The following is a 10,674-nucleotide window of genomic DNA, read 5'->3' as shown; positions in this document are numbered from 1 at the left end:
CGCCACCTCCTCGACCAGCCGGTCGGTGGCGGTCCGTGACACGGGGGCCGGTTCCAGTCCCACCCAGGGCGCGTCGTGCACGAGCACCTCGTCCACGCCCGGCAGCAGCCGCGCGGCGGCGACCCCTTGCGGCCCGCACAGCAGCGTGGTGCGGGCGGAGCCCGCGGCGACCGCGCGGACGGCGGGACCGGCCAGGAGTACGTCACCGGCGCTGTCCAGCCGCACGACGAGGCTGCGGGGGAGGACGGTGGCGGCGCTCATGGCCGGCCTCCCGCGGTGACGGCGGCCGGGCGGCCACCACCGGTCCCGGGATCGAGGGTGGCTGGGTGGCTGCCGCGGGTTTCCGGGTCGGCGGTGGCTGGGTGGCTGCCGCGGGTTTCCGGGGCGACGGCGGCCGCCTGGCCGTCGCCGTCGCGAGTCCCTGGGTCGGCGGCGGCCGCGTGGCCGCCATCAGTCGCCGGGTCCAGCGCGAGCCGTACGGCCGTGGCCAGGTCGGGGGCGACCTGGTCGGCGCCGGTGATCTCCTCGGGCCGGGTCACGGGCGTGGGCACCAGCACTCCGCGTGCGCCCGCGGCGCGGGCGGCGGCCAGGTCGGAGCCGATGTCCCCGATGACGACCGTCCGCGAGGCCCGTACGCCGAGCCGGGCGCACGCGGCGAGCACCAGACCCGGCGCGGGCTTGCGACAACCACAGCCGTCGTCCGGCCCGTGCGGGCACACGGCCCAGAGGTCGAACGGGCCGAAGAGGGCGTCGACGCGCTGCCGTACGGCGTCCACCTGACGGTAGGTCAGCAACCCTCGGGCGACGCCCGACTGATTGCTCACGACACCGACGGGCACGCCCCGAGCGCGTACGGTCGCGACGGCCTCCCGTGCCGTGGGCAGGGGCTCGACCCGCTCGGGGTCGCCGTTGTAGGGGACGTCGGCGACGAGCGTGCCGTCCCGGTCGAAGAGAACGGCCTCCGGGACGCCGGCACCCATTCCTCCGCCCACGACCGGAGTGGACGGGCCGAACAGCCAGGGCCGCGCCGGGAGGCCCGTCATGACGGCACCCCTTCCGCCACGGCGGCGTGCGCCGGGGGCGTCGTCGGCCGGAAGCGGGCCGTGCCCCGGTGCGCGACCTCTCCGCGCAGCCGGTGCCAGACGGCGGCGGGTGGGATGGCCACACTCGTCAGCGCCATGCCGACCATCTCGTCGTAGGTGCGCGGCCCCGGCAGGATCCGGGCCAGCGCGAACTCGGCGGTACCGGCCAGCCATCCGGCCGCGCACAGCGCCGCGGCACGCGGCCGGCCGAGGACGGCGCAGGTCAGGCCCGTCACGGCGAGCGCCGTCACCGCCAGGTGCCCGGGCAGCCGCCCCCGTGGCGCCCCCGCCCGCTCCCACCACTCACGTCCGTGGCGCCGGGTCATCAGCGCGTCGTCGGCGTTGCCCGCCTGGAGCCGCAGGGAGACCCAGCGGTCCGCGGGCCGCACCGGGTGCCGTGTGACCCGGGTCCCGGCGGTCAGCGTCCAGCCCGCGCCGAGGACGCGCAGGGCGAGGTCGGCGTCCTCCCGGAAGGCCCGCCGGAACCGCTCGTCGAAGCCGTCGACGGCCTCCAGGGCCTCCCGCCGGTACGCCATGTCGGCGGTGATCCACCGCGCCGTCGCCAGTCCCGCAGTGTTGCGCTCCCAGTCCGTCGGCCGTCGCCCGGACGGCAGGGGCACCTCGATCCGGGCGGTGACCCCGGCGCTGTCCGGGGGCGCCGCGGCGAGGTCCAGGGCGAGGTCGTCCGCCCAGCACGGACCGGGCACCACGTCGTCGTCGAGGAACACCACCCACGGCACCCGGCCGACGGCCCGCAGCCCGGTGTTGCGGGCGGCGGCCGGGCCCGCCGCGCGCCCCCGCACCACGGTCGTCCTGTCCCGCAGCGGCGGTGGGACCGTCCGGTTGAGGGGCGCACCCGGCTCGGGACGGTCGTCGACGACGACGACCCGCACCGGCATCGGCCCCTCGGACCGGGCGAGGGCGTCCAGACAGGCGCCCAGACTCGGCCGCCCCAGCGTCGGCACGACCACGGCGTAGGAGCCGCCACCGCCGTCGCCACCGCCGTCGGAGCCGCGGTGGGCACCGAGGTGCCGCCCTTGACGGGTGAAGCCGTTCATCGCGCCACCTCCCCGCCCCCGGCGGCGAAGAAGCCCGGCCGGCGCACCGCGTACGGTCCGATCGCGAGGAGATCGACGGGGGAGGAGCCGAAGCACTCCAGGGCGTCGCGCGGATCGTCCACCATCGGCCGGCCCGCCGTGTTGAGGCTGGTGTTGACGACGACCGGCAGCCCGGTCAGCCGCTCGAACTCCCCGAGCACCCGGGCCACCAGCGGCTCCCGGCCCGCGTCCACGGTCTGGATGCGGGCCGTGCCGTCCACGTGCACGACCGCCGGTACGCGCTCACGCCACTCGGGGACCACGTCGTGCACGAACAGCATGTACGGACTCGGCAGCGGGCCGTCGAAGATCTCCGCCGCACGTTCGGCGAGCACCATCGGTGCCACCGGCCGGAACTGCTCGCGGCCCTTGACGTCGTTGAGGCGCTCCAGGTTCCCGGCGTGCCCGGGGTGGGCCAGCAGGGAACGGTGGCCGAGCGCCCTCGGCCCGTACTCGGAACGGCCCTGGAACCAGGCGACGATGCCGTTGTCCGCCAGCGTCCGCGCCACGGTGGCCGCGATGTCCGCCGGCCGCTCGAACGGCACGCCCGCCGTCTTCAGCCACGCGCCCAGCTCGGCGTCCGACCAGTCGCGGCCCAGATCGGCGCCCGGCATGGGCTCCGGGTCCTCGCCCTCCTCCGCGGCGAGCAGCAGCGCGCCGCCGAGGGCCGTGCCCGCGTCGCCGGCCGCGGGCTGCACCCACACCCGGGAGAAGGGCCCCTCTCGGGCGATCCGTGAGTTGGCGACGCAGTTCAGGGCGACACCGCCGGCCAGGGTGAGCGTGTCGTCATGGGTGCGCCCGTGCAGCCAGCGCACCAGGTCCAGCAGTGTCTCCTCCAGGACCGCCTGGGCGCTCGCCGCCACATCGGCGTGCTCCCGTGTCCACGGCTCGTCCGGGCCGCGCGGCGCGCACAGCTCGACCCAGGGCACGCCCGTGGCACGGAACCCGCCGTCGCCGGTGGGGTGCACGTACCGGCGCAGCTCGGCCAGCATGCGGGGGGTGCCGTGGGAGGCGAGGGCCATTACCTTGAACTCGTCGGAGGAGCGCAGGAATCCCAGGTGCTCGGTCAGCTCCTCGTACACGAGCCCCAGGGAGTGGGGCAGTTCCTGCGCGTACAGCGCCTCCAGCCGGTCGCCCGTGCGGTGCGCGGCCAGGTGCGAGGCGCGTTCGCCGCGGCCGTCCAGCACCAGCACCGAGGAGTCCCCGGCGTCGGGCGCGCCGAACGCGCTCGACGCGGCGTGCGCCATGTGGTGCGGCACGAAGCGGACGATGCCGGGGTCCAGTCCGGGCAGCACGGACCGGAGGAAACCGGGGGCCTCCCGCGCATAGGTCTGCCGCAGTGGGTCCCAGGGGTCGTCGAGCCCCAACTCCGCTGCGGGTCGCGCGAGGCGGGGGTCGTAGGAGTAGGCGACCGCGTCGAGGTCGCGGGGGCGCAGGCCCGCCCGGGTCAGGCACCAGGCGGCGGCCCTCTCCGGCAGTTCCCAGGCGGCGAACGGCACCGGCCGCTTGCCGTGTTTGCGGCGGGAGAACCGCTCCTCCTCGGCGGCGGCCACGGTACGGCCGTCGATCACGAGCGCGGCCGCGGGGTCGTGGAACAGCGCGTTGATTCCGAGAATGCGCATGGAGGGCGGACCTTTCGGCGAGGGGGTGACGCCGGTGGCAGTTCCGGTGCGGGCGCACTGGGTCGGCGGGGTGAACCGGGTCGGGGCCGTGGGCCGTGGGACGGGGGGGCGGGGGACGGGGGGCAGTGGGCCGGGGTCAGTGGGGCGGTGCCGGCATCGTGCGGCGCGCCTCGGCCGCCGCCTCGGCGCGGAACCAGTCGATCGTGCGGCGCAGTCCGTCCTCCGGCGCCACCCGCGGCTCCCAACCGAGCTTGTCGTGGGCCAGGGTGATGTCCGGGCAGCGCAACGCCGGATCGTCGGTGGGGCGTTCGACGAAGCGGATCTCGGAGTCGGAGTCGGCGAGGATGATGACGAGCCGGGCCAGGTCCAGCATGGTGATCTCGCCCGGATTGCCGATGTTGACGGGTCCGCGCATACCGTGGGCCGCCGCCGCGAGCACCCCGCGCACGGTGTCGTCCACGTGGCACAGGGAGCGGGTCTGCCGGCCGTCCCCGGTGACCGTGAGGGGTTCCCCGGCGAGGGCCTGCCGCACGAAGGTCGGCACCGCCCGGCCGTCGTGACCGCGCATGCGCGGACCGTAGGTGTTGAACAGGCGCACGATGCCGGTGTCGGTGCCCCTGGTATCGGCGTGGGCGGTGGTCAGTGCCTCACCGAACCGCTTGGCCTCGTCGTACACGCTCCGTGGCCCGACGGGGTTCACATGGCCCCAGTAGCGTTCGTCCTGCGGATTCTGCTGCGGATCCCCGTACACCTCGGAGGTGGAGGCCAGCACGAAGCGGGCGCCGTTGGCATGGGCGAGCTCCAGGGCGTGACGGGTACCGAGGCTGCCCGTCTCCATCGTGTGCAGGGGCAATCGCAGATAGTCGGCCGGCGAGGCGGGGGACGCGAAGTGCAGCACGAGGTCGGTGGGAAGATCGACGGGGATGCCCTCCGCGACATTCGCCTCGACCCAGGTGAAGCCCGGATGTTCGAGAAGCGCGGCGATGTTCTCGGCGCGTCCCGTGCTGAGGTCGTCGACGCAGGTGACCTCGGTGCCCGTGTCCAGCAGGGCGGTACACAGATGCGAACCGACGAAACCCGCGCCGCCGGTGACGACGGCGTGCTGCCAGGTCGGTGAGAAGGCGGTGGACATGGCGATCTCCTCCGTACTGAGCGACGGTGTATCGCCCCCCTGAACACGCGCCGGGCAGGGCCGCACCGCTCTCGGCGGACTGAGGGGATTGGGGAAAGGGCGATCGGGAGCCGTGGTCCCCCTTCTCGGGGGTGGGAAGCGGCGGCCGGGTGCGCACCGTCGGCCGGGGACGCCCGAACAGCGAGTGTGGCACGGGGTGGTCGCGCTCGCGACCGGTGGACCGGGTGGCCCCCGGTCCCGTGGGTGACGCCGTGACGGACATGTCATGCGCATTGGAGTTCCCAGCCGACTGTTACTTATGCGGACAATTCGGACTATCTCTGCTCCGTCGTCCACCGGGTGTCGCAGCCGGCTGCGACACCCGGTGGACGACCGGAGGGTGCCGCAGGCTGTCGCCCGCGCCCACACGACAACGACCCCGGACCACATCGACTTCCCGCAGGCCCGCTGGCACAGCGACCGCGGCTGAGGCGGCTCATCACAGACCGCCCGGCCCGGCCGACTGGCATGGCCGTGCCACCGTCCTCGCCGCCACGGCAGGCATCCTCGCCCGCGGAGCGGTGCGTCGCGGGCGGCGCACGCTGGGCCGGGTCGGATGAACACGGATCGCACAGTGGCCTCGGCCCAGCGGAAGCTGTGGATCATGGCCGCCGGGTTCTGCCTGCTGTCGGCCGTCCTCGTCCCGCTCACGCTGCCGCTCGGCTGGGACGAGATCGTGTATGCCAGCCGCTTCGGACCGTACGGCCCCGCGACCCCGTTCAGCGCCCCGCGTACCCGCGGCGTCCCCCTGCTGCTTGCTCCGATCGCCTCCTGGAGCGACTCGACGGTGCTGCTCAGGGTGTGGCTGCTCCTGCTGGCCGGTGGTGCGCTCTGGCTGGGATTGCGGCCGTGGCTGCGGATCGTGCACCGCCCGGCGGCGGTGTGGGTGGCGGCCTGGCTGTACGGCAGCCTGTGGATCACCGTGTTCTACGCCGGTTCCGCGATGCCGAACCACTACACCGCGATGGGTGCCACGGCCGCGGTGGGCTGCTTCCTCGCGCCGCGTCCCCGTTACGCGGGTGTCGCGGCAGGCCTGGCGGTGGTGACACTGATGCGACCCAACGACGGTGTGGCCGTCGCCGTGCCGCTGCTCCTGGCAGCCGTACTGATGCCCGCGCTGCGCGGCCACGGCCGCCTGAGGGGGCGCCTGTCGGCCGTGGCGGCCGGACCGGTGGCGGGTGCGCTGCCCTGGGTCGTCGAGGCCGAGCTGCGGTTCGGCGGGGTGCGGAACCGGCTCGCGGAGGCCGACGAGGTCCAAGGCGGCCTGCGGGCCGTGTTCTCCCTGCGTGCCCATCTCACCGCGCTGGACGGCCCGCTGCTGTGCCGTCCCTGCACGGGTGACAGCGTGATCCTGCCCGTGGCGGAGTGGTGGGTCCTGCTGCCGCTGCTGGTCGGCCTGGGACTGTGGACTGAGCACCGGGCGCGTCGGGCCGCCGCACCGCTGTGGCTGACGGTGGCGGTGGCCACGGCGGCGCCGTATCTCTTCCTCGTCCCCTACGCCGCGCCGCGGTTCCTGCTGCCGGCGTACGCGTTGCTGGCGCTCCCCGCCGCTGTCGGGCTTCTCGCCGTCGTCCACCGGGCCCGCACCCGCCGTTCGCTGCCGACAGCAGCCGTGCTCGCCCTGGCACTCGTCGGGCACTGGGGCATCCAGGCCGCTCTCGTCCACACGCACGCGGGCATCCAGCAGCAGGCCCGCGGAGACTGGGACCGGATCGTCTCCGTGCTGCGTGAGCACGGTGTGCGCCCGCCGTGTGCCCTCGCGGGGAACAGTTCGACGATTCCCCTCGCCTGTACCGCGGGCTGCGCCGTCACGGAGACGGATCCCCCGACGCGCCCCAGTGCGGTGGTCCTGCGCGAGCGGAAGCCACCGCACTGGGCACGAGAGTGGCAACGATTCCCGGTGCCGGACACCTACAACCCCGGATGGACCGTCGTCGTGCGCCCATGACGGTCGGCTGTGTGCCTCGGGGTCGGCAGGGCGACGCGGCCTCAAGTCCCGAAGGACAGGCCGGCGGCGAGCCGTGTCGCCGCCGGCCTGTCATGACCTTCGTCAGGAACGCGACCACTGGAAGCCGGGCGTTGTGCCGCAGGTGCGCTGTTCCAGCAGGGCGAGGTTCTCTGTCGAGGCGCCGGCGACGTTGACGCACTTGCCGCTGTGGCGGGCCTTGAGCTGGAAGTACCCGTCGGTGGCGACCCAGGAGAACTGCTGGTTCGCGCCGGTGTGGCAGCGGTACTGGATGATGCCGGCGCCGTCGGCGGTGGACGCGGCGCTCACGTCCAGGCACTTGCCGCTGTTGAGGCTCTCGATCTGGAAGTAGCCGCTGCCAGCGTCGACGAAGCGCCACTGCTGCCAGGGCCTGCCGTTCGAGGTGTACTGGCCGATCTTCACGCCGTCGTCGGTGTTGGGTGCCTGGACGTCCATGACCTTGCCGCTGTTGCGGTTGGTCAACCGGTAGTAGGTCACCTCCGGTTCACCGGAGGGCACGGTGAGCGCCGTGTTCGTCGCCACCGGCACGCCGAGGTTGGGCGACCCGTCCGCGTTCCAGGTGATCTTCTGGATCCGGGTGGTACGGGTGGCGCCGCAGCCCTGGGTGGACGAGGTGTTGGCGTGGTAGACGATCCAGTCCTCGGTGCCGTCCGGGGACTTGAAGAAGCCGTTGTGGCCCGGACCGTACACACTGTTCGCGTCGCTTCGCTGGAAGGCGGGCTCGCTGCCCTTCGTCCATGAACTCGCGCTCAGCGGGTCGCTTCCGGTGAGGGTGAGCAGGCCCAGCTTGTAGTCCGGCCCTTGGCAGGCGCTCGCCGAGTAGGAGATGAACGTCTTCCCGTCGTGCTGCAACGCGACCGGGCCCTCGTTCATCGGAGTGCCCTGCTTCTCCCACGCGAGGGTGGGGGTCGAGATCTGCGTACGGGGTCCTGTGACGGTCCACGGGTTGCTCAGCGCGACGATGTAGATGCTCGGGTCGGACCCCGCCCACTGCGGCGTCGGAACCCCCGACCAGACGAAGTACAGACGGCCGCCGATGGTGACGACGCTTCCGTCGATGCCCCACCAGTTGTTCGCGCCGAAGATCATGCCCTTGTACGTGTAAGGTCCGAGCGGGTCGGTGCCGGCGCTCTCCAGCACGTGCACGCGCTGGTCCTCGATGTTGCCCCCGCCCGCGGAGTAGTAGATGTACCAGCGCTTGCCGCTGGGGCCGTCGAGCAGGTGCATCTCCGGAGCCCAGATCTGACGGTCACGACCAGCGGCGTGGGCGCTGAACACCGGTACCGGCGCGGCCGACTTGAGCGCCGCGATCGTGGGCGCCTTCCGCATCGTCAGCGGCCCGCTGTACGGCGTCGTCATCAGGTAGTAGTTGCCGTTGTAGTAGGTCATGTACGGGTCGGCGCCGGAACTGTTGAGCGGGTTCGTGAACGTCGTCGTGGCCGCCTGCGCCTCGGGCGCGGCCACCGCGGTACCCACCGTCACGAGGGCGACGAGCGCCGTCGCCGTGGCGAGGACCCGACGGAGGAGAGAGGGGCTCCTCTGTGCCAACTGCCAGGCGGGCCGCAGTAGTTGCATCACACCGGCCATTGCGGGAGTACTGCTCATGACAGAGACATCCTTGTTTCGTGTCGGGGAGCGGGGTCGGGGAGCGGGAGGGAGGCAGGGCGATGCATCCGACGGCCGTACGTGCCGGACGGCGTGCTCGGCAAAAGGCGTGAATGCCCAACTCGTTCGAAATATGGGACAGTGTTCGTAAAGTCGGCCAAAGTTAGAGTTCGATGTGAAGGGGTGTCAAGAGGGTTGCCGCCTCCAAGTGATGGGGCCGTACGTACAGGAGACGCACGGGCGCGCCGCCCATAACGGGAAGTGCGGAACGGGAACGATCCGGCCCGTCCGTCGTGCGGGAGGGCCGGACTGACCGGTTCTCTTGACGTGGTCCTCACGGGGCGTTTACCTTCTGGCCGAAGTTACGTACGGCGTTCGAAATTGCGAACGGGCGTTCTCGGGGAGTCGCCCGGTGCCGTGCGCCCCGCATGTAGTGCTCTCCCGGTTGGCGGCGACCTGGCCGCCGTCGGTCTCCTCTCACGGCCCACGCCGTGACCACACCGCAGCGAGCCGAGCCGGGCTCTTCGATGACGCCGACGAGTACCCCCGTCGGCGGAAGCTCGCAACAACCACCGGGCGTCACGGGTGCGGCAATGCCCTCTTCCGCCTGGAAGACCGACCCGACGGACCCGCGGCACCCTCCCGCTCCTTCGCGTTCGGAGGGAAGGCGTCGGTGCCGCACACCTGAGAATCACGCATCGAGAGGAAAGACCTTGCTGGCAGGACTGATCAGGAGAGCGGCGTTCCTCGTCGCTCTGATGGCGCTGGCCACGGGAGTGGCCTTTCCCGCGCAGACGGCCGCGGCGGCCGACGCCGACGCCGCCTATGTGATGGGCTATTTCAAGGAGTCGCTCAGCGGCGCGGGCAACGTCAACGCCGTGCACCTCGCGGTGAGTGACGACGGCCGGGAGTGGACGCCGCTCAACGACAACAATCCGGTCCTCACTCCCACCGCGGGCACCAAGGGCATCCGTGACCCGTTCCTGTACCGGCTGCGCGACGGCAGCTGGGTCGTGCTCGCGACCGACATCCCCGTGGGCGGCAGCTTCACCAAGGCCAACCCGAACATCCACGTCTGGACCTCTCCGGACCTGGTGAACTGGTCGGCGGACCGGCTGCTGAAGGTCAACGCCACCAACCCGAACTCCTACAGCTGGGCCCCGGCCATCCACTGGGACCCGGTGCGTAGCGCCTACGGCATCACGTTCTCCACCGTCCCACAGGGCATGTCCTACTCGGTGATCGCCGTCTCCTACACGACGGACTTCGTCACCGCGACCGACCCCGTGGTGTTCCACGACGCGGGCTCCGGCATCATCGACTCCCACGTCGTCACCGACGTCAGCGGATCCAACTACCTCTACTACAAGAGCAACGCGACCGGCCGGCTGGTCGGCGCCCGCTCGACGTCGGTGGAACCGCGCAGCTTCACCAAGTACACCGACGGCGTCGCCGAGAACCGGTGCACCGAGGCCCCCACACTGGTGAAGTCACTCACTTCGTCCACCTGGTCCCTGTGGGGTGACACCTTCTGCCCCAACGCGAAGTTCGACCTGTGGCAGGGCGACCTGGTGTCGGGGGCGTGGACCAAGGTCGGCCGCCAGTCGTACACCGCGCCGCTGAACGCCAAGCACAACACCGTCCACCCGATCACCGCCGCCGATCGCGACCGCCTCCTCGCCCGGTACGGCGGCACCAGCTGGAACCTTCTGAAGTCGTACAACTTCCCCGGCCACTACGTCCGCCACGAGAACAACGCCGGCCGTATCAGCGAACTGCCCTTCGACCCCTACCAGGACGCGCAGTGGCGGCTGCGGCCCGGCCTGTCCGACCCCAACGGTGTGTCGTTCGAGTCGGTCAACTTCCCGGGCTACTACATGAAGCAGGAAGACTTCGTGATCAGGCTGGTCCGTAACGACGGCACGGCGGCCTTCGCCACCGACGCCACGTTCCACCGCGTCGCCGGCCTCGCCGACGGGAACTGGTCGTCGTTCCGCTCGGCCCGGTTCCCGACGCGCTACCTCCGGCACTACGCGTTCGCCCTGCGGCTCGACGAGATCTCGACCGCGACGGGCCGCGCCGACGCCACCTTCAACATCGTCCACTGACC

Annotated in this window: 7 protein-coding genes and 1 pseudogene; 2 read left to right on the top strand and 6 right to left on the bottom strand. The window is 72.2% G+C overall.

The window, feature by feature from the left end; genetic code table 11:
* From SMA5143A_RS37330 to SMA5143A_RS37310, 5 genes and pseudogenes are all read right to left on the bottom strand, one after another.
* Nucleotides 1-237 (bottom strand): annotated as a pseudogene (locus tag SMA5143A_RS37330) (glycosyltransferase family 9 protein); the annotation flags it as partial.
* 20 nt (nucleotides 238-257) lie between these two features.
* Entirely contained in the window at nucleotides 258-1,043 is a 786-nt protein-coding gene (locus SMA5143A_RS37325) for a D-glycero-alpha-D-manno-heptose-1,7-bisphosphate 7-phosphatase (protein WP_107467241.1), read from the bottom strand.
* Nucleotides 1,040-2,140 carry a glycosyltransferase family 2 protein gene (locus tag SMA5143A_RS37320; RefSeq protein WP_107467240.1) on the bottom strand — a complete coding sequence of 367 codons (1,101 nt, stop codon included), beginning with the start codon at nucleotides 2,138-2,140 and terminating at the stop codon, nucleotides 1,040-1,042. Before SMA5143A_RS37320 ends, SMA5143A_RS37325 begins: the two co-directional genes overlap by 4 nt.
* Nucleotides 2,137-3,801, bottom strand: coding sequence for a carbamoyltransferase family protein (locus SMA5143A_RS37315; RefSeq protein WP_107467239.1), 1,665 nt, complete (start codon nucleotides 3,799-3,801; stop codon nucleotides 2,137-2,139). Before SMA5143A_RS37315 ends, SMA5143A_RS37320 begins: the two co-directional genes overlap by 4 nt.
* A 136-nt stretch (nucleotides 3,802-3,937) precedes the next feature.
* A complete protein-coding gene (locus SMA5143A_RS37310) occupies nucleotides 3,938-4,933 on the bottom strand; it encodes an NAD-dependent epimerase/dehydratase family protein (protein WP_107467238.1) in 996 nt (331 codons plus the stop codon).
* Between the two features lie 595 nt (nucleotides 4,934-5,528).
* Here SMA5143A_RS37310 and SMA5143A_RS37300 point away from each other — a divergent pair.
* Complete coding sequence (locus SMA5143A_RS37300) at nucleotides 5,529-6,920, top strand: hypothetical protein (protein ID WP_258193961.1); 1,392 nt, start codon at nucleotides 5,529-5,531, stop codon at nucleotides 6,918-6,920.
* A 102-nt stretch (nucleotides 6,921-7,022) separates the two neighbouring features.
* Here the strand turns inward: SMA5143A_RS37300 and SMA5143A_RS37295 are convergent, their stop codons facing one another.
* Nucleotides 7,023-8,564, bottom strand: a complete 1,542-nt coding sequence (locus SMA5143A_RS37295) for a family 43 glycosylhydrolase (protein ID WP_258193960.1) — start codon at nucleotides 8,562-8,564, stop codon at nucleotides 7,023-7,025.
* Nucleotides 8,565-9,277: 713 nt separating this feature from the next.
* Between SMA5143A_RS37295 and SMA5143A_RS37290 the strand changes: the two genes are divergently transcribed.
* On the top strand, nucleotides 9,278-10,672 hold the full coding sequence (locus SMA5143A_RS37290) for a glycoside hydrolase family 43 protein (protein WP_258193959.1): 1,395 nt from the start codon (nucleotides 9,278-9,280) through the stop codon (nucleotides 10,670-10,672).
* Nucleotides 10,673-10,674 lie beyond the last annotated feature (2 nt).

This window comes from Streptomyces sp. MA5143a (assembly GCF_900290235.1).
Lineage (GTDB): Bacteria > Actinomycetota > Actinomycetes > Streptomycetales > Streptomycetaceae > Streptomyces.
The sequence above is the reverse complement of the archived record's forward strand: the minus strand, read 5'-3'. Positions and strand labels throughout refer to the sequence as shown.

What these genes read in the sequence shown, in the direction of transcription:
- SMA5143A_RS37325 (WP_107467241.1), bottom strand. Translation starts at nt 1,043, where the DNA reads ATGACGGGCCTCCCGGCGCGGCCCTGGCTGTTCGGCCCGTCCACTCCG.
- SMA5143A_RS37320 (WP_107467240.1), bottom strand. Translation starts at nt 2,140, where the DNA reads ATGAACGGCTTCACCCGTCAAGGGCGGCACCTCGGTGCCCACCGCGGC.
- SMA5143A_RS37295 (WP_258193960.1), bottom strand. Translation starts at nt 8,564, where the DNA reads ATGAGCAGTACTCCCGCAATGGCCGGTGTGATGCAACTACTGCGGCCC.
- SMA5143A_RS37310 (WP_107467238.1), bottom strand. Translation starts at nt 4,933, where the DNA reads ATGTCCACCGCCTTCTCACCGACCTGGCAGCACGCCGTCGTCACCGGC.
- SMA5143A_RS37315 (WP_107467239.1), bottom strand. Translation starts at nt 3,801, where the DNA reads ATGCGCATTCTCGGAATCAACGCGCTGTTCCACGACCCCGCGGCCGCG.
- SMA5143A_RS37300 (WP_258193961.1), top strand. Translation starts at nt 5,529, where the DNA reads ATGAACACGGATCGCACAGTGGCCTCGGCCCAGCGGAAGCTGTGGATC.